Origin of the sequence: Agrobacterium pusense, from assembly GCF_900102105.1 — a bacterium.
GTDB classification, from domain to species: Bacteria; Pseudomonadota; Alphaproteobacteria; order Rhizobiales; family Rhizobiaceae; genus Agrobacterium; species Agrobacterium pusense.
The window spans coordinates 458,798-475,664 of sequence record NZ_FNBB01000001.1 but is presented as its reverse complement, the minus strand read 5'-3'; the positions used below and the strand labels follow the sequence as shown (position 1 = coordinate 475,664).

Genomic DNA, 16,867 nt, shown 5'->3' with positions numbered 1-16,867 from the left:
AAACGAAAAAAAACCGCGCCCTTTCGGGCGCGGTTCGCATTTGACGATTGAGTGTCGGAATTAACGGAAGAGCGAGAGAATGCTCTGCGAGTCGTTGTTGGCGATCGACAGGGCCTGAACAGCGAGCTGCTGCTGGGTCTGAAGAGCCTTGAGGCGAGTCGATTCTTCGTTCATTTCCGCGTCCACCAGACGGCCAACGCCCTTGTCGAGCGAGTCGGTCAGCTTGTTGACGAAGTTTTCCTGCAGTTCGATGCGCATCTTGACCGAGCCGAGGTCGGCGGCGGCGGATGTCATGCTCTGGAGCTGCTTGTCGACGAAGGAAACCATCGCGTCGAGATACTGGTTTTCCGAGACTGCCGAGCCGTCACTGTTCTTGAACGTGCCGGTCAGGTCCTTGGTGATGTCCAGCGACGTCAGCGAGTAGGTGAGCTGCGTTGCGAGCTGGGCGTCAGCGCCTTCTTCCAGGTAGATCTTGGTGGTGCCGTCGAGGCCCACGGCAATGCTGGTCTTGGTTGCCGGAGCTGTCGGCGCAGTCGTGTTGATTTTCACGTACTGGTCGTTGCCAAGATTGAAGTAGGTGCCGTTGACGTTGGGGACCGTCGTGTCGGCGTTAGCGATCGTGACGATACCCGTTGCGGCGGCGGTGGTGAAGGTGACGGCGGTACCGGCAGTTGCTTCCTTCAGGCCCTTCAGCTGAGCTTCGGTGTAAACCTTGGCTGCGGCAACCTTGGTTACCGGCTGTGCGGCGCCTGCGCCGTCCGAGTCATTGGTGATTTCGAACAGCTTGTAGCTGCCGGTGGAAGAAAAGTAGGCAAAGGAGTCGAGAACGCCCTGCTTGTCTTTTGCAGCGCCCGAAGACGTGTCGAACAGTACCGTGTTGCGGCTCAGGTCAACGTTAACGGTCTTTACGGAGACATTACCGGCGGCATCGCGAATGAAGGAACCAACGATCTGCTTGGTGACGTTCTTCAGTTCGCCGGCACCGTTGCTGATGGTTGCCTGTAACCAGTTTTCACCGGAGAAGGAAGAGGAGCTGGAGATCGACTTCAGCTGATCCTGAAGCTGCGAGATTTCTTCCTGGATCTTCGACTTGTCTACGCCGGGTTCGCGAGCAGCGACCAGCTTGTTCTTGATTTCCTTAACGACGTCAATGGACGATTCCATACCGGAATAGGCGGTATCAACCTTGGCAGCGCCGAGGCCGAGGGCATCCTGCACGGCAGAAAGGGCGCCGTTATCGGAACGCATCGTGGTCGCGATCGACCAGTAAGCAGCGTTATCGGAAGCTTCGCCGACGCGCTGGCCGGAGGAAACGCGGTCCTGCGTCGTTTCCATGTTCTGGCCGATAGAACGCAGGGTCTGGAGTGCAGACATGGCTGCGACGTTAGTGAGAATGCTCGTCATGGTAGATTTGCCCCTTGAATGGCTGATTAGAAAAGGGACATTCCGGACTCACCGGGAACGGCGCACAGCATCATGCCTGCTAACCGGCTGATTTTTAAAGGTTAGCTCACCGTTTCGATGGCTTTAGCTAACCTTTATATAGTTAATGAACACCTAAGGATTTTCTAAAAAATGCATTCCGAAGATTTGTTTTGCAACCCTTACGCGTGCGCGCGCGTATTCTGAAATGTTTAAAAAAAAATGAAGCCGCACCCGTTGCCGGATGCGGCTTTGTCGACAGGTGGTGTGCTCGGGTCAGCCTCCCTTGCACTCGCCCCATTCACGCGATCGCGAGACGGTCAGCCCCCGCTTGCAATCGCGTCATTCATGTCATTCTGGTCGCGGCTATCCGCTGTCCGTGGGTAAAATCTGACAGCCGGTGCTTTCCAAATCACTAATTTAGACGAGTACCAAAGCGCTTGCTGGGATCGTGGTAAATCCTTCGAAAATAAGGATGGTAAACAAATTCTGCCGGGGATTTGGCAGTATGCAACAAACAAAACCGCGCCCTTTCGGGCGCGGCTTGCATTTCGTCATTTACGATCCGATTAACGGAAGAGCGACAGGATGTTCTGCGAGTCGCTGTTGGCGATCGAGAGAGCCTGGATTGCCAGCTGCTGCTGTGTCTGCAGAGCCTTGAGGCGGGTGGACTCTTCGTTCATGTCGGCGTCGACCAGGCGGCCGATACCCTTTTCCATCGTGTCGGACAGCTTGGTAACGAAGTCTTCCTGCATGGAGATGCGGTTGGAGACTGCACCCAGATCAGCAGCGGCGCTGTTGAGGGTTTCAAGCTGCTTGTCGACGTGGCTGATGAGCTTGTCGAGGATGTCGTTGTCCGTGGCAGCGGCGGTGCCGAGCATCGTGGCGCCGGCGCCCTTGTAGATCGACAGGTCCGAAATATCGAGGTTCGAAATGGACTGCTTTACACCGTCTGCGACTGCAGCCTTGTCGAGAATGCCCGTGCCCTTGCCGTCCGTTACAGCGCCGGTGTCGAACAGAACGTTCGAGCCGCTGAGCTGCACGTCAACGCGCTGAACCTTGACGGCGCCAGCGGAGTCACGGGTGAAGGATGCGACAACCTGCTTCTTCAGGTTCGCGATAGCCGCGTCGTCGGTGCCGGCAGCGAACGCTACGCCATCGTTGGACGCCTTGGTCTTCAGCCAGTTTTCGCCGTTGAAGGTCGCGGAGTCGGCGATGGAGGTCAGCTGCTTCTGGAGCTGGCCGATTTCCTTCTGGATCTTTTTCTTGTCGGCGGTCGGGTCCTGGGCAAGGATGAGCTTGTCCTTGATTTCCTGAACGACCTTGATGGTGGCTTCCATGCCCGCATAGGCAGTGTCGACCTTGGCGGCGCCAATGCCGAGAGCGTCGGAAACGGTGGAAAGGGCGGAATTGTCCGAACGCATGGTCGTTGCGATGGACCAGTAAGCAGCGTTGTCGGCGGCGGAGCTTACCTTCTGGCCGGTCGAGATGCGGCCCTGCGTCGTTTCCATGTTCTGGCCGATAGAGCGCAGGGTCTGGAGTGCAGCCATAGAGGAGGCGTTGGTGAGAATGCTTGCCATAGTATTTGTCCCTTGTGTTTACGAGATACTGGAGTTGGGGACATTCCGGACTGTGTATTACCGGTCACAACGTTTCGGCTTCATGCCACTCGGTTCAGAATTACTTGCTTCTGGAAACCAAACCCGCTGTGTGTGAGGCGAATTTCGCAGTCAAAACTTACATAATTATTAATTTACGAATGAAGAAATATTAGAAAATACATATGGTTACTGGTTTGTTTCTATGAAAGGTAAGTTTTTAATTTAAAATTATAGTTATTCATCCGCTAGCGAAGCTGGTAACCAAAGTCTTAAAACGCCAAAACCCCGCGGCCTTGGGCACGCGGGGTTAAGAAACAGGGTTAATGGGTGTCAGTTCGGCACGAATGCCCGTCAGTTGAACGATCTGACGAGGCTGCCGACAAGCAGGTTCCAGCCGTCGATCAGCACGAAAAACAGGATCTTGAAGGGCAGGGAGATGGAAGTCGGCGGCAGCATCATCATGCCCATGGCCATGGTGATGGTGGCGACGATCAGATCAATGACCAGGAACGGCAGGATGATAAGGAAACCGATCTCGAAACCGCGCCGGATTTCCGACAGCATGAAGGCCGGAACCAGCACTCGATAATCGACGACGTTGTCGGTCATCACTTCCTGGCCGCGTTCGCGGGCAATATCCACGAACAGCTTCAGATCCTTGTCACGCGTATTGGCGTTCATGAAGGTGCGAAAGGGCTCGGCGATGCGCTGCACGGCCTGCTGCTCGTTGATCTGGTTCTGCAACAGCGGTTGCACGCCGTCGGTCCAGGCTTTGTCGAAGGTGGGCGACATGACGTAGAAGGTCATGAACATCGCCATCGACAGAAGGATCATGTTCGACGGCGTGGAAGCGAGCCCCATGCCGGAGCGCAGGATAGAGAAAGCGATCACGAAGCGCGGAAAGCTCGTGACCATGATCAGGATGCCGGGCGCGACGGAAAGAACCGTCAAAAGCCCGAAGGTGCGGATGATCCATGCCGCGACAGACCCGTCTATCTGCGTGTTGAACAGATCGGACGGAAATTGCTGGGCATTGGCAAGGCCCGGCAAAGCGAGGAGGACGGCGATGGTTACAAGAAATCGAATCATTCGATGACAAAGGTCCGGAACATGACCTTGGATACGCGCCCTTGAGAGCGCAGGTCAACTCGTTCCTGAATGTCATCCTTAAGATATTGAAAGCCGCGCGGCCCTTCCAGCTGCTGAAGGGAAACGGTGCGGACATAGGCCATGATATCCTGATGGATATCCTCGGCCAGTCCGACTTCCACCGGCCCCTTGAACATCAGCGCCACCTCCAGCCGCACCCAGTTCGTCGAGGGGTAGGCGAGATTGGTGGTGATGGGATCGAGCTGGACGATACCGTTCGGTTCCGCCGCGATTTTCTCGACACCCTCTTCCTTCTTCTCGCCATGACCACCGGCCGCAGCGGTGGCATGGGCCTCGGTTGCGGCAATCTTCGGTGCGATCATGCCGCCGACGAGCCAGCCTCCGCCCACGCCGAGCAGGGTGAGGATCACAACACCTGCGATGGTCATGATCAGAGGGGAGGATTTCTTCTTGCCCTCTGCCTGTTCGTTTTCCATGGATCAGTCCGTTCCCCGTGTGCGGCGTCAGAGCGGCGAGAACAGGTCGACGACCTGCTGCCCGACCGGAGGCTGCTGCACTTCCGTCAGACGGCCGCGACCGCCGTAGGAGATGCGCGCTTCGGCAATGCGCTCGTAGGAGATCATGTTCTGAGCATCCACATCCTGCGGCCGGACGATACCGCCAACGTTGAGGATGCGGATTTCATGGTTCACGCGCACTTCCTGCGAGCCGCTGATGATGAGGTTGCCGTTTTCGAGAATACCCGTCACGACGGCGGCCACGAGCAGCGTCAGCTTTTCAGACCGCTTGGTCTTGCCCTTGGCCTGGGTATCGGTGTCGGAGCCGTATTTGATGTTGGAATCCGCGTCCGGCGTCCAGCCAAGGATCTGGGCTTTGGCCTTCCAGTTCAAGCCGCTGGAGTTGGTGCGGTTACGCTCGGTTTCGTTGTCGAAATCGGCCTTGTCGTTGATCTGGATGTTGACGGTCAGGATGTCGCCGATGTTCAGCGCGCGCAGGTCTTTGAAAAGTGCGCCCTGGCTGTCGCTCCACAGTGAATAGCCGCTTGCCATGTGTTTCGGCTGCTTGGGATACATGCCCATCTGCGGTGTCTGGCTGAATTGCAGACCGCTGCCGATCGGGCTCATCGCCGGTGCGTTACCGATTTCCTTCAGGGTCTGGTTGTTCTGGCAGCCTGCCAGGAGAGCGAGCGGCAGGAGGAGGGCCGGAAGACGACGCGTGCTCATGAAGGATCCTTCGAAGTGTTTTTGTCGATTGCCTGCGACATGATGCCGGCGACGGTGGCAGCTTTCTGCGCGTCCATCTCGCTGAGGATGAGGCCGGATTGACGCGGCGGCAGCTGCATGATGATGGCGGCAGCAATCTCCACATGCATCTTCTCAAGCTGCGGTGCGGCGGCATCCGCCTTCATCGTCTTGTAGATGTCGACGAGGTTGCTTTTGGCCTGGTTGAGGAAATGTTCGCGGCGCGCCAGCCAGTCTTCATATTCAGCCTTGCGGTTTTCCAGCACGGAAATGCGCTCGTTCACGTCGGACTGGAGCTTCTCGAGCTCCTGCTTCTGCATCAGGTAACGCTGATCCCGGGCCGCATCGGCAATGTTGGTGCAGAATTTCTGGATTTCATCCTGCGTGCTGAGTTCTGAAACCACGTTCTGCTGGCTCTCCGCGCCGGCGGCCGGCAGCAGGAACAGCAGCGACGCGACCGCCGCGAAGCGGACGAGGCCATTCGAAAGCGGATTTTTGGTCTGACGTTCCATCATTGCAGCACAAGCTCCGCCTGAAGGGCGCCGGCGGATTTGATGCCTTGCAGGATGGCGATGATACCATCCGCCTTGAGCCCGATGCTGTTGAGACCGGCAACCAGCGTGCGAAGGTCAGGCCCTTCGACAATGGCGACCTTGCTGCCTTCCTGCATGGCCATGATATCCGTCTGCGGCTGCACCGCCGTTTGGCCACGCGAGAAGGGTGCCGGCTGAATGACCTGCGGTGATTCGGTCACCTGCACGGTCAGCGTGCCGTAGCTGACGGCGACGCGCGAAATCCGCACATCCGCACCGATGACGATCGTGCCGGTGCGTTCGTTGATGACGACCTTGGCCGGGGTATCCGTCTCGACGGTCAGGTTTTCGATTTCCGCCATCAGCCGGGTGAGATCCGCGACGCGAGGCTTTTGCACCGCGATTTCCTGCGAATCGCGCGGTTCGGCGATCGGATCGCCATAGCGGGCGCGGGCAAAGGCGTTGACGACGTCTGCGACGCGCACGGCCGTCGAAAAGTCGGGGTTGCGCAGCTGAAGGACCAGATTGACCGAATCCTTGAACTTCGACGGCAGCTCCCGTTCGATGATCGCGCCGTTTGGCACGCGCGCCGACGTGGTGACACCCTGGGTCAGCGTTGCCGCATCGCCCTGCGCCGAAAAGCCGTTGACGATCAGTGCGCCCTGCGCGACCGCGTAAATCTGCCCGTCGGCGCCGGAAAGCGACGTCATGATGAGGTTGCCGCCGCGCAGCGAAGAGGCATCGCCGAGCGAGCTCACCGTCACGTCGACGCGGCTGCCGGGGCTCGCGAAGGGCGGCAGATTGGCCGTCACCATCACGGCGGCGATGTTCTTGGCATTCGACTGGCCGCCCTGCGTGGTGATGCCGAGATTCTGCAACATCGCGCGCATGGATTGCTCGGTAAACGGCGAAGAACGCAGGCTGTCGCCCGTGCCCTGCAGGCCGACCACGAGACCGTAACCGATGAGCTGGTTGTCACGCCCCGCCTGCAGCGATGCGATATCCTTGATGCGGGACGTATCCGCATGGGCTGCCGGAACGGGAAGGAAGGGCTGGGCCGAAAACAGGATGGCCGCGGCCAGGATACGAAGCACTCTCATTTCGCCATCACCTGAATGGTTCCGTCCTTCATGACCGTGCCGTTGACGATGACGCCGGAATCGATGTTGCGTACCCGTACCACTTCGCCGAGCGAGCCATCGGTCATCGGTGTTCCCGAAGCCATCAGCGTCATATTGCCGATGGTGAAGACGAGCTTGACGCTGGTGCCGCGCGTGACGAGCGAGGGTTCGCGCAGGGCGGCAACGGGGATCGTGCGGCCGGGAAGCAGGGTCTGCTTGGAGATCATGCCTTCCACTTCGCTGATGTCGCTCGCGTAACCCGCGGAAATATTGGGATTGGTCACCTCCACCGGCTTCACCTGTTCGGACGTGATCGTCTCGCCCGGATAGATGGTACGCACGGGAACCAGCGCCATTGGCGCCTGCGAGAAGGCAGGCGCGAAAGCGCCGATTGAAAAGGCAGACGCCAGGCACATACGGGCGAGCGCCCTTTTGCAGCTGTTATTTTTCCGGCCAAACCTCATGTTCGCCTGCCTTTCCGTTCTTACTTCAGGTTCTTGCTGACAATCGAAGCCATTTCGTCAGCGGTGGTGATGACCTTGGAATTCATCTCATAGGCGCGCTGCGCCGTGATGAGGTCGGTGATTTCCTTGACGGCGTCGACGTTCGAGCCTTCGAGGTAGGATTGCTTGATATAGCCGTAGCTCGGATCGTCGGGCACGCCGATGACGGCGTCGCCGGAAGCCGGTGTCTGGGCGAAGAGGTTGTCGCCGAGCGGCTTCAGGCCGGCTTCGTTGGCGAAGTTGGCGATGGTCAGCTGGCCAAGCTCGGTGAAGTCGGCGGCGTTGCCGATACGGGCCGTCACCTGACCCGTGCGGGTAACGGTGATGTCCTGCGCATCGGTCGGGATATTGATATTCGGAATGACGTTATAGCCATCCACCGTCACGAGATTACCATCGGCATTCTTGTTGAAGGCGCCAGCGCGGCTGTAGAGCGTCGAACCATCGGCCGCCTCGATCTGGAACCAGCCCTGACCGATGATCGCGACGTCGAGCTTGTTGCCGGTCTCGATCAGGTTGCCCTGGGTGTGGATGTTGCGCACGGCCGAGGTCTGCACGCCGAGGCCAATATTGGCGCCCTCGGGCACGATCGCCTGGTTGGCGCGGTTTGGCACACCCTGCATGCGCTCGGTCTGATAGAGAAGATCGGTGAACTCCGCCCGCGCGCGCTTGTAACCGGTGGTGTTGATGTTGGCGATGTTGTTGGCGATGACTTCCAGATTGGTCTGCTGGGCGTCCATACCGGTGGCAGCGATGGCAAGAGCTCTCATGTCAATATTCCTGCTGGGCTAGATCTGCATCTTGGTAATGTCGAGATAGGCCGACACGATCTTGTCTCGGAGCGCGATGGCGGTTTGCAGCGACTGCTCGGCCGAAAGCATGGCATCGACGACTTCACGCGTATTCGCCTTGCCCTGAATGCCTTCAAAAGAAGCGACTTCGGCCTTCTTGAGGTTGTTCATCGCGTCAACGGAAACATTACCGAGAACGCTTGCGAAGCTCTGACCGGTCTGCTGCGCTGGTGTCGTCTGCTCGCTGCCGAAAATATTGTCGGTGAGCGAGGAAACGCTGCCGGCGCCGCGCGTCAGCGAGAGGGAGCCGAGTTGCTTGATGCCGTCGATCATTGCGATGCCTTCAGAAGGTCGATGGTGGAGGCGACGAGGTCGCGTGTCTGGCGGATGACCTGAAGATTGGCGTCGTAGCTGCGGTTTGCTTCGCGCATGTCTGCCATTTCGATCAGGATGTTGACGTTCGGCATCTTCACCATGCCGTTTGCGTCGGCGGCCGGATTGCCGGGGTCGTATTCGTTGATGAAGTCGCCGCGATCGACGCCGAGCTTTTTCACCGTCACGCGCTCGACGCCGCTGACACGGTCGAGTTCCGAACCGAAGGTGACCGTCTTGCGGCGATAGGGGTCCGCGCCGGGTGTGTCACCCGTCGATCTGGCATTGGCGATGTTTTCAGACACGATGCGCAGTCGGGTGGACTGCACTTCCAGGCCGCTGCCGGCGATCTTGCTCGCCGCACTCAAGGGATCCATGGCTTACCTCTTAACCGTCATCAGCATCATGCGATGGAAGGATTTGACGAGATTGGCATTCAGCTCGTACTGCCGCTTGATCTCGCCGGTCTTGGTCATTTCTTCCGCAAGCGCGACCGAATTGCCCGATTCCTGCATGCCGATCTCGTTGTTGACCGGGTTGTCGCGCACCGCGATATTGTCGCTGAGTGTGCTCTCGCCGAAGTGGGCAGGGTTGGTCCTCGCCATGCCGACCTGCTGGCTGGTGGCCTGCATGACCGCTTCGAATGGGCTGACATCCTTGGCGTGGAACTTGGGTGTGTTGGCGTTGGCGATGTTGGTCGCCACGACTTCCTGCCGCACGCTCAGCCATTCCGCTTGGCGGGATGCCAGTTCGAACAGTTGAATCGGTTGCATAGACTTCTCCATCTCGTATGCCCCGAACCTACGGGGCTAATCTTGCGTCAGACTTGCGGAGAAGACGAAGGGGTGCGACGACGGGAAAAGGCGCATGGATGCGCGGCCTGCACAAAGAAAAAAGGCGCGCCAGCAGATGCCGCGCGCCTTTTGATCGGAAGAAATTTCTTTTATTTTTCGGGGTGATAGGTTTTTCCAGAGGATGTCTCTATCAACCACTCGCCGTTGCGTTGCTCGATTTTCGTCAGCAGCGCATTATCAGGCAGGGTCGAGCCGACCCTCACCATATACATGCCCGAACCGTCTTCGATCAGGGCGCGGCCGTTGGAGACATGCAGCAGACGGAAGGCGGTCTGGCCGGGGAAGGGCTGGTCCTCGACCCCGGCTGCGAGATTGTTCTGTTTTTCCTTGCCGCCTGCGTTCACGGTCGCCGTCGTCAGCATGTCGGGCAGTTCGGCCGGCGGTGGGGTGTCTTCCTTGTTGCGATTGGTCATCGCCATCGGAGAAACACTGAAGACTTCCCGCGGGCCGGTATGGGGCAGATCGCGGGTGCGGTCGCCGCCCGCCACCTTCATGCCGAATTTTTCCTCATTGAAGAACACGTACCAGGGGAAGAAGGCTGCTGCAGCGGCAAGCGTGATGCCTGTCCATGCCAGAATACGGTCGGGTGTGAAGAAAACGGGCTTGGGCAGCACGTCTTCATCGTAGCTATCGTTATTCCGCTTTTTCTTCACGGTCAGCCTCTCATTCTCGGGGTTACCTGCGGCTGGCCGTTCTGCGCGCCGCCGCGCAATGCGGTCGCAAGGTCAGCATAGGCATCCTGTGCCGCCGGTTCGTTCGGCAGCTGTTTCAGCGTTTCATAGATGATCGGAACCTGCTTCACCGCCATGTCGAGGTCTGGGTCGGTGCCCGGCCGGTAACCGCCGATGAGGCGAAGATCCCGCGTTTCCTCGAAGCGATGGACCAGCGCCTTGAGGCGCGAGACCAGCTTTTCCTGATCCGGCGTCCATGCTTTCTTGGCGAGACGCGAGATCGAGGCGAGCGGATTGATCGGCGGGTAGCGGCCTTCTTCTGCAAGGCTGCGGTCGAGCACAATGTGACCATCGAGAATACCGCGGGTCGAATCGGCGATCGGATCGTTATGATTGTCTCCATCCACCAGAATGGAAACGATGGCGGTGATGGTGCCGGTGCCTTCGGCGCCCGGTCCCGCCCGCTCTAGAAGACGCGGCAGCTCGGTGAAGACGGAGGCGGGGTAACCGCGCGCCACCGGCGGTTCACCCGAAGCAACGGCCACTTCGCGGATCGCATGGGCAAATCGCGTCACGCTGTCAATGATGAGGAGGACATTGTCGCCCTGATCGCGGAAATGCTCTGCAATGGTGACGGCGGAAAGTGGCGCCATCTTGCGCAGCATTGGGCTTTCATCGCTCGTCGCGACAACGGCGATGGACTTGCTCATGTTCTCGCCCATCGTATCTTCAATGAATTCGCGCACTTCACGTCCGCGCTCGCCGACCAGTGCAATCACCACCTTGTCGAAGGCGTCAGCCTTTGCAAGCATGGACAGCAGCGTGGATTTGCCGACGCCCGAGCCGGCGAAAATGCCAAGGCGCTGGCCGAGACACAGCGGCGAAAAAATATCGATTGCCCGCACCCCGGTCTTGAACGGGGTCTCCACCCTCTTGCGGGTCATTGAGGGTGGCGCATTGTTGGAAATCGAACGGCGTTCAATGCCCGCGGCAAGCGGTCCCTGGCCGTCGATAGGTTCACCAAGCGCATTGATGGTGCGTCCGCACCAGCTATCATCAGGCGCGACACGGAAGGCGCCCTTGCGGATGACGGAATCGTGAATGCCGATCGGTTCGCCCGGCTCGATAGGGCACACGTAGCAGATATCCGGCTCAACGCGCACCACTTCGCCGAGATGGATGCCGGTCGGGCTGCGATGGGCAACAAACTCGCCAAGCCGCACATGCCGGGACAGGCCGGACACGGTATAGTGCCCGGCGGCGATGGTGCGAACGTGGCCGCCCGGCGCCACCGAAAATTCCGGATCGGCATAATGTCCGGCAAGGCCGGCAAGTTGGGCGAGCTTCGGTGAAATGGCTTCAGCCGAAAGCATGGATACCGGCATTGTCATCGGTCAGCTCCTCAGCGCGCGCCACCAAGCGTCTTGATGCCCTCGCCGAACGTCGATTCGGTATCGCGCATCAGAGAGGAGATGCTTTCGAAGGCACGGTTGACCTGGATGAGCTGCGTCATCTGGGAAATCCCGTTGACGTTCGACTGTTCGAGATAACCCTGAACGACGCCGACCTCGTGATTGTTGACGACGGGGACCGGCTGAGCCACGGGCTTCACGCCGCTATTGGGGTGGCGCAGGAAACCTTGCGAAAAATCCGCCTGGAAGATGCCAAGCGTGGCGACGATGTTTTCGTTCTGCCTGATGGCTCCGTCAAGACCCACGGTAATCGGGCCGCCATTCGGATTGAGCTGGATCGGGCCGCCGCCGGCGTCGAGGACCGGGTAACCGCTGGAGGAAATGAGCGCGCCGTCAGGCCGCATGGTGAAGCGGCCGTCACGGGTCAGAATCTGACCGTCGGGCGTATCCAGCGAGAACCAGGCATCGCCCTTGATGGCGAAATCGAAGGAATTGCCGGTCTGCTCGAAAGCGCCCTGGCGCGTGGAGAGATAGTCGTTGCCCTGGGACACGAAGGCGATCTTGGCATTCATGTCATTATGGTTCTTGGCGACCATTTCGTCGAATTTCACTTCGGAACCGCGGAAGCCGACCGTGTTCACATTCGCCATATTGTCGGAAATGGTGGTAAGACGACGCTCCAGCGCGATCTGCGAGGACAGGGCGACGTATAGTCCGGATTGCATATCATTTGCCTCCGAGTTTCAGGGAGTTGATGGATATCAGCAGATCGGCGGAGATACCGTAGCCGCTGGAGGAGCCGAAGACGGCGAGGGGATCGTAGGTCGTCGAGGGGTTTTGCATTTCCCACATGATGGTGAAACGCTCCAGCAGCTTGCCGACCTTTTCAGGATCCTGCAGGTCCTTGACATCCATCGTTTTTTCGATGAGGGCGGCCTGTTTCTCGACATCTGCCCCGGCGAATTCGTCGGGCAGGTTATAGGCCGTGCGAAACACCTGCGCGAGCGCATCGTCGGCCAGAAAGTCGAGGCCGGATTTGATCGTCGGCGCCTTGCGCTCGAAATAAAGGGCGAGACGAACACCGTTATTGTCGTCGCCCGCTTCCTGTTCCAGCGTCTGCCGGGTGTATTTGGTAATGACGCCCGACTGGGCTGCATCGACCGAAGTCGCCGCCGCACCCAGATCCGCGAAATTCAGCGATTTCGCGAAATCCGCGTAACGGCTGTCAGAAAGCTTGTTGGCGAAGGCATTCTTGTCGGTCGTGCCTTCTGTCAGGACCTTGCGGATGAAGGCTTTCGCATAGGCCATATCCTCGAGCCCGTGCGCCTTGAGCGCGTAATTGTAAAGGCGGGTATCCGCCATGAAATCGTCTATGGATTTCACGTCGCCGATCTTTGCGCGGTAATATTCGGTCTCACGCGCCACGTCCGGCTGCTTCGACACCCGCTCAAGCGACTTGCCGATATCCTGACTGATCAGTCTGTAGCTGGTGTAGGTGGAAGTCACTGAACCGCCGCTCTCGTTTGATCCCGATCTCAAGGCGCACGTCCGCCTTTGCCGGCATAGTGCCGCGGCTTGCTTGTGCGAAACTGGCTGGAGGCTGAAGCGCGGAGAGGCTTTGCGGACAGGTTCACGCAAGCCACATTTTTTAGACATGGCGGCATGGAACACTGTTCGGGCGTGGTCGATCAATGAATATTGTAATTGGACTTATAATCACCTTCGGCTGCATCATCGGCGGCTACATGGCGATGGGCGGTCATCTGGACGTGCTGATTCAGCCGTTCGAATTGATGATCATCGGCGGCGCCGGTCTCGGCGGCTTCATCATGGCGAACCCGATGAAGGTCGTGAAGGATTCTGGCAAGGCGCTCGGCGAGGCCTTCAAGCACTCGGTTCCGAAGGAGCGCAACTATCTCGACGTGCTCGGCGTGCTTTATTCGCTGATGCGAGACCTGCGCACGAAATCGCGCAACGAGATCGAGGCCCATATCGACAATCCCGAGGAATCCTCGATCTTCCAGAGCGCGCCATCGGTTTTGAAGAACAAGGAACTGACCTCGTTCATTTGTGACTATGTCCGCCTCATCATCATCGGCAATGCCCGCAGCCACGAAATCGAGGCGCTGATGGATGAAGAAATCGAGACCATCCTCCACGACAAGCTGAAGCCTTACCACGCGATCACCACCATGGGCGATTCCTTCCCTGCCATCGGTATCGTCGCAGCGGTTCTCGGCGTCATCAAGGCGATGGGCAAGATCAATGAATCGCCTGAAGTGCTGGGCGGCCTCATCGGCGCCGCGCTGGTCGGCACCATGCTCGGTATCATCCTGTCCTATTCGATCTGCAATCCGCTCGCCTCGCAGGTCAAGATCGTCCGCACCAAGCAGCATCGCCTCTACATCATCGTCAAGCAGACGCTGATCGCCTACATGAACGGTTCGGTGCCGCAGGTTGCGCTTGAATATGGCCGCAAGACCATCTCCAACTACGAGCGGCCGTCCATCGACGCCGTCGAGCAGGAGATGATGAATCCCGGCGGCGAGAACAAGGCGGCATGACCATGGCAAAAGCTGCAGCGCAAAAAGCTCCCGCCATCGACACCGCCTTGCTCGCGAAACTCACCGGCGGGCTTTCCGACCGCAGGACGATCGCGAAGATCGGTTCCGATATCGGCCACCTCTACAGCGAATTCCTGCCGGATATTTTTCACAGCGAGACCGGCATTGCGATAGACGTCGAATATATCGGCTCCGAATCGGGGCTCATGACCGACCTGATCGCCAATGTCGGGCAGAATGTCGCGGTGGCCGATTGTTCCCTGCGCAACTGGTGCCCGAACTTCATGATGACGGTCGGTAATGGCTTCGTCATCGCGCTCATGGAGCGCATGCTCGGTGCAGCACCGGACAGCATCGGCGAACCCGATGAGCGCAGTCTTTCCCATATCGAGCTCGATCTGGCTGCCATGGTCCTTGGACGTATCGGTGGCGTGCTCCGTTCCGGAGTCAACGCGCCGGGCGGTTTTGAAGCGGCTATCGAGCCGCCGTTCAATTCCGATGGCAAAAGTGCCTTCGACGAGATGATTGCGGGCCTCTACGGCGTTAACATCCGCATGAAAATCGACATTGGCAAAGTGTCGTCGGAATTCTCGCTGATCATACCGCAGCGTCCGTTGCTCAAGACATCCATCGTCGCTCCCAAGGCTTCAGCGCAGGCGCTGAAGAAGCAGGAAGAGTGGATGGAGATGATCTCGGAACAGGTGAAGAGATCGCAGGTCACGCTTGAGGCGCGCATCAAGCTCGAAACGCTGACACTCCGTACGATTTCGAAGCTGGTGGCCGGCGATGTCATTCCGTTTCAGGCCCTCAACCAGGACGATATCGGCGTTGAGGTCAGTGCTAACGGTTCCAAGCTCTATAATTGCGAATTCGGCAAGTCAGGCGACCGCTACATGGTTCGGGTCAAGAACAATGTCAGCACGGACGACGAGATCTTACGACATTTGATGGGTTAAAATCCTGCCCGACCTTTTTGGGTTTGGGCAGGCTGACGCAAGTTTCAAAGGGAATAATCAGCGCATGGCTACGAAGAAAACACCTGTGACCGATGATGCGGCGTTGCCGTCGTTTGAAGACGGCGGGGACCTCGACCAGGCTATCGGCGATCTGCGTGGCGTCCTCAAGACGGATGCGGAAGGCTCGCTCTCCGATTTTGGCGACTTCGGCGATTTCGGAAGTACGGACGAGGTTTCTACGCATACCGACCTTTCCGCCTTCGGTGGCGGAGCGGCCGATTTTGCGATGGACGATTTTGCCGCCGCCCCGCAGGTTGCGGGCGTAAAGGCACCGCTGGGCAGCGGCCTGTCCGAAAACATCGACCTGATCATGGATATCCCGATCGATGTCCAGATCGTTCTCGGCACCAGCCGAATGCTCGTCTCGGGGCTGATGAGCCTGGAGGAGGGCGCGACGATCGCACTCGACCGCAAGATCGGCGAGCCGGTCGAGATCATGGTGAATGGCCGCCGTATTGCGCGCGGTGAAATAACGGTTCTGGAAGACGACGATACGCGCTTCGGCGTAAAATTGATTGAAGTACTGAGTACGAAGAAAGCCTGATCCCTGTGGGGACGGAGAGGAAAGACCATGATGGACTTTGAAGATTTCGGTAACCCAATTGCGGGCAAGCCGTTGTCTCAGGCCGACAAGGCGGCCGCGGTGCTTCTTGCCATGGGCAAGGGCGTCGCCGGCAAGCTGCTGAAGTTTTTCACGCAGCACGAATTGCAGATGATCATTTCCTCGGCCCAGACCCTTCGCGTCATTCCTCCCGATGAACTTGCGCAGATCGTGGCCGAGTTCGAGGACCTGTTCACCGAAGGAACGGGTCTGATGGACAATGCCAAGGCAATCGAGAGCATTCTCGAAGAAGGTCTGACCCCTGAAGAAGTGGACAGCCTTCTCGGCCGCCGCGCTGCGTTCCAGGCCTATGAAGCATCGATCTGGGACCGCCTGCAGGAAGCAGAGCCGGAATTCGTCGGCAAGTTCCTGCTGCGCGAACATCCGCAGACCATTGCCTATATTCTCTCCATGCTGCCCTCGTCCTTCGGTGCCAAGGTTCTTTTGACCATTCCGGAAGAGCAGCGCGCCGATATCATGAACCGCACGGTGAACATGAAGGAGGTGAGCCCGACGGCCGCCCAGATCATCGAGAAGCGTGTGGTCAACCTCATCAACGAAATCGAAGCCGAGCGCAATGCCGGCGGTTCCACGAAGGTTGCCGACCTGATGAACGAACTGGACAAGCCGCAGGTCGATACGTTGCTCAGCTCGCTCGAGACGCTCAGCAAGGAAGCCGCAAACAAGGTCAAGCCGAAGATCTTCCTCTTCGACGACCTCATGTTCATGCCGCAGCGCAGCCGTGTCATGCTGCTGAACGATGTGTCGGCCGATGTTCTGACGATGGCGCTGCGCGGCGCCACGATGGAAATCAAGGAATGTGTGCTTTCCAGCATCAGTCCGCGCCAGCGCCGCATGATCGAATCGGACCTTGCGGTGCCGCAGGCCTCGATCAACACCCGCGAAGTAGCGATTGCCCGCCGTGCCGTTGCACAGGAGGCGATCCGGCTGGCCAATTCCGGCCAGATCCAGCTGAAGGACGCTGCCGCGGAAGAACAATCGGCTGCGGCCTGAGTGGAAGCCGGTTGATAACCGGCCATCTGCTGCAGGCGGCC

Annotated in this window: 19 protein-coding genes and 1 pseudogene; 4 read left to right on the top strand and 16 right to left on the bottom strand. The window is 58.7% G+C overall.

The genetic code is table 11. The features are described from left to right. Positions 1-60 precede the first annotated feature (60 nt). The 16 genes and pseudogenes from BLU28_RS02410 to BLU28_RS02330 form a co-directional block, all read right to left on the bottom strand. Positions 61-1,404, bottom strand: a complete 1,344-nt coding sequence (locus tag BLU28_RS02410; protein ID WP_037090919.1) for a flagellin N-terminal helical domain-containing protein — start codon at positions 1,402-1,404, stop codon at positions 61-63. Between the two features lie 587 nt (positions 1,405-1,991). Beyond that, positions 1,992-3,002 (bottom strand): flagellin N-terminal helical domain-containing protein, encoded by a 1,011-nt coding sequence (locus tag BLU28_RS02400; RefSeq protein ID WP_006698203.1) that lies wholly within the window; start codon positions 3,000-3,002, stop codon positions 1,992-1,994. 372 nt (positions 3,003-3,374) lie between these two features. Continuing rightward, complete coding sequence (gene fliP, locus BLU28_RS02395) at positions 3,375-4,112, bottom strand: flagellar type III secretion system pore protein FliP (RefSeq protein ID WP_004439940.1); 738 nt, start codon at positions 4,110-4,112, stop codon at positions 3,375-3,377. Further along, on the bottom strand, positions 4,109-4,609 hold the full coding sequence (locus BLU28_RS02390; RefSeq protein ID WP_006698201.1) for a flagellar basal body-associated FliL family protein: 501 nt from the start codon (positions 4,607-4,609) through the stop codon (positions 4,109-4,111). Before BLU28_RS02390 ends, fliP begins: the two co-directional genes overlap by 4 nt. 27 nt (positions 4,610-4,636) lie before the next feature. Beyond that, positions 4,637-5,356, bottom strand: coding sequence for a flagellar basal body L-ring protein FlgH (gene flgH / locus BLU28_RS02385; RefSeq protein ID WP_004439948.1), 720 nt, complete (start codon positions 5,354-5,356; stop codon positions 4,637-4,639). Continuing rightward, positions 5,353-5,889 carry a MotE family protein gene (locus BLU28_RS02380; protein ID WP_004439951.1) on the bottom strand — a complete coding sequence of 179 codons (537 nt, stop codon included), beginning with the start codon at positions 5,887-5,889 and terminating at the stop codon, positions 5,353-5,355. Before BLU28_RS02380 ends, flgH begins: the two co-directional genes overlap by 4 nt. Then, positions 5,886-6,941 (bottom strand): annotated as a pseudogene (locus tag BLU28_RS02375) (flagellar basal body P-ring protein FlgI); the annotation flags it as partial. The gene BLU28_RS02380 and the pseudogene BLU28_RS02375, both read right to left, overlap by 4 nt. A gap of 62 nt (positions 6,942-7,003) precedes the next feature. After that, positions 7,004-7,492, bottom strand: coding sequence for a flagellar basal body P-ring formation chaperone FlgA (gene flgA, locus BLU28_RS02370; protein WP_004439958.1), 489 nt, complete (start codon positions 7,490-7,492; stop codon positions 7,004-7,006). A 20-nt stretch (positions 7,493-7,512) separates the two neighbouring features. Then, entirely contained in the window at positions 7,513-8,301 is a 789-nt protein-coding gene (gene flgG, locus BLU28_RS02365; RefSeq protein WP_003503427.1) for a flagellar basal-body rod protein FlgG, read from the bottom strand. 18 nt (positions 8,302-8,319) lie between these two features. Next, entirely contained in the window at positions 8,320-8,655 is a 336-nt protein-coding gene (locus BLU28_RS02360; RefSeq protein ID WP_006698199.1) for a flagellar hook-basal body complex protein FliE, read from the bottom strand. Further along, positions 8,652-9,071, bottom strand: coding sequence for a flagellar basal body rod protein FlgC (gene flgC, locus BLU28_RS02355; protein ID WP_004439964.1), 420 nt, complete (start codon positions 9,069-9,071; stop codon positions 8,652-8,654). Before flgC ends, BLU28_RS02360 begins: the two co-directional genes overlap by 4 nt. Before the next feature lie 3 nt (positions 9,072-9,074). After that, a complete protein-coding gene (flgB, locus tag BLU28_RS02350; protein ID WP_004439967.1) occupies positions 9,075-9,467 on the bottom strand; it encodes a flagellar basal body rod protein FlgB in 393 nt (130 codons plus the stop codon). A gap of 170 nt (positions 9,468-9,637) precedes the next feature. Then, positions 9,638-10,162 carry a hypothetical protein gene (locus BLU28_RS02345; protein WP_373969202.1) on the bottom strand — a complete coding sequence of 175 codons (525 nt, stop codon included), beginning with the start codon at positions 10,160-10,162 and terminating at the stop codon, positions 9,638-9,640. 41 nt (positions 10,163-10,203) lie between these two features. Then, the gene (fliI, locus tag BLU28_RS02340) at positions 10,204-11,610 is read right to left on the bottom strand and encodes a flagellar protein export ATPase FliI (RefSeq protein WP_077986637.1); all 1,407 of its coding nucleotides are present in this window, start codon (positions 11,608-11,610) and stop codon (positions 10,204-10,206) included. An 11-nt stretch (positions 11,611-11,621) separates the two neighbouring features. Continuing rightward, positions 11,622-12,356 carry a flagellar basal-body rod protein FlgF gene (gene flgF, locus BLU28_RS02335; RefSeq protein ID WP_004439975.1) on the bottom strand — a complete coding sequence of 245 codons (735 nt, stop codon included), beginning with the start codon at positions 12,354-12,356 and terminating at the stop codon, positions 11,622-11,624. Between the two features lies 1 nt (position 12,357). Continuing rightward, on the bottom strand, positions 12,358-13,137 hold the full coding sequence (locus BLU28_RS02330) for a DUF1217 domain-containing protein (RefSeq protein WP_092651149.1): 780 nt from the start codon (positions 13,135-13,137) through the stop codon (positions 12,358-12,360). A gap of 185 nt (positions 13,138-13,322) precedes the next feature. Between BLU28_RS02330 and motA the strand changes: the two genes are divergently transcribed. The 4 genes from motA to fliG all read left to right on the top strand — a co-directional run bounded on the left by motA (position 13,323) and on the right by fliG (position 16,826). Beyond that, positions 13,323-14,195: a flagellar motor stator protein MotA gene (gene motA, locus BLU28_RS02325; protein ID WP_004439982.1), complete on the top strand. Its 873-nt coding sequence runs from the start codon at positions 13,323-13,325 to the stop codon at positions 14,193-14,195. Next, positions 14,192-15,151, top strand: a complete 960-nt coding sequence (locus tag BLU28_RS02320) for a FliM/FliN family flagellar motor switch protein (protein WP_168247072.1) — start codon at positions 14,192-14,194, stop codon at positions 15,149-15,151. Before motA ends, BLU28_RS02320 begins: the two co-directional genes overlap by 4 nt. Before the next feature lie 64 nt (positions 15,152-15,215). After that, a complete protein-coding gene (gene fliN, locus BLU28_RS02315; protein WP_077986638.1) occupies positions 15,216-15,755 on the top strand; it encodes a flagellar motor switch protein FliN in 540 nt (179 codons plus the stop codon). A 27-nt stretch (positions 15,756-15,782) separates the two neighbouring features. Beyond that, positions 15,783-16,826, top strand: a complete 1,044-nt coding sequence (fliG, locus tag BLU28_RS02310) for a flagellar motor switch protein FliG (protein ID WP_004439994.1) — start codon at positions 15,783-15,785, stop codon at positions 16,824-16,826. Positions 16,827-16,867: the final 41 nt, after the last annotated feature.

Bases quoted from the DNA above. Each gene is read 5' to 3' on its own strand.
- BLU28_RS02400 (WP_006698203.1), bottom strand. From the start codon at position 3,002: ATGGCAAGCATTCTCACCAACGCCTCCTCTATGGCTGCACTCCAGACC.
- BLU28_RS02410 (WP_037090919.1), bottom strand. From the start codon at position 1,404: ATGACGAGCATTCTCACTAACGTCGCAGCCATGTCTGCACTCCAGACC.
- fliG (WP_004439994.1), top strand. From the start codon at position 15,783: ATGATGGACTTTGAAGATTTCGGTAACCCAATTGCGGGCAAGCCGTTG.
- BLU28_RS02390 (WP_006698201.1), bottom strand. From the start codon at position 4,609: ATGGAAAACGAACAGGCAGAGGGCAAGAAGAAATCCTCCCCTCTGATC.
- BLU28_RS02380 (WP_004439951.1), bottom strand. From the start codon at position 5,889: ATGATGGAACGTCAGACCAAAAATCCGCTTTCGAATGGCCTCGTCCGC.
- flgB (WP_004439967.1), bottom strand. From the start codon at position 9,467: ATGCAACCGATTCAACTGTTCGAACTGGCATCCCGCCAAGCGGAATGG.
- fliI (WP_077986637.1), bottom strand. From the start codon at position 11,610: ATGACAATGCCGGTATCCATGCTTTCGGCTGAAGCCATTTCACCGAAG.
- BLU28_RS02360 (WP_006698199.1), bottom strand. From the start codon at position 8,655: ATGATCGACGGCATCAAGCAACTCGGCTCCCTCTCGCTGACGCGCGGC.
- flgF (WP_004439975.1), bottom strand. From the start codon at position 12,356: ATGCAATCCGGACTATACGTCGCCCTGTCCTCGCAGATCGCGCTGGAG.
- flgH (WP_004439948.1), bottom strand. From the start codon at position 5,356: ATGAGCACGCGTCGTCTTCCGGCCCTCCTCCTGCCGCTCGCTCTCCTG.
- motA (WP_004439982.1), top strand. From the start codon at position 13,323: ATGAATATTGTAATTGGACTTATAATCACCTTCGGCTGCATCATCGGC.
- BLU28_RS02320 (WP_168247072.1), top strand. From the start codon at position 14,192: ATGACCATGGCAAAAGCTGCAGCGCAAAAAGCTCCCGCCATCGACACC.
- flgC (WP_004439964.1), bottom strand. From the start codon at position 9,071: ATGGATCCCTTGAGTGCGGCGAGCAAGATCGCCGGCAGCGGCCTGGAA.
- fliP (WP_004439940.1), bottom strand. From the start codon at position 4,112: ATGATTCGATTTCTTGTAACCATCGCCGTCCTCCTCGCTTTGCCGGGC.
- flgG (WP_003503427.1), bottom strand. From the start codon at position 8,301: ATGAGAGCTCTTGCCATCGCTGCCACCGGTATGGACGCCCAGCAGACC.
- fliN (WP_077986638.1), top strand. From the start codon at position 15,216: ATGGCTACGAAGAAAACACCTGTGACCGATGATGCGGCGTTGCCGTCG.
- flgA (WP_004439958.1), bottom strand. From the start codon at position 7,492: ATGAGGTTTGGCCGGAAAAATAACAGCTGCAAAAGGGCGCTCGCCCGT.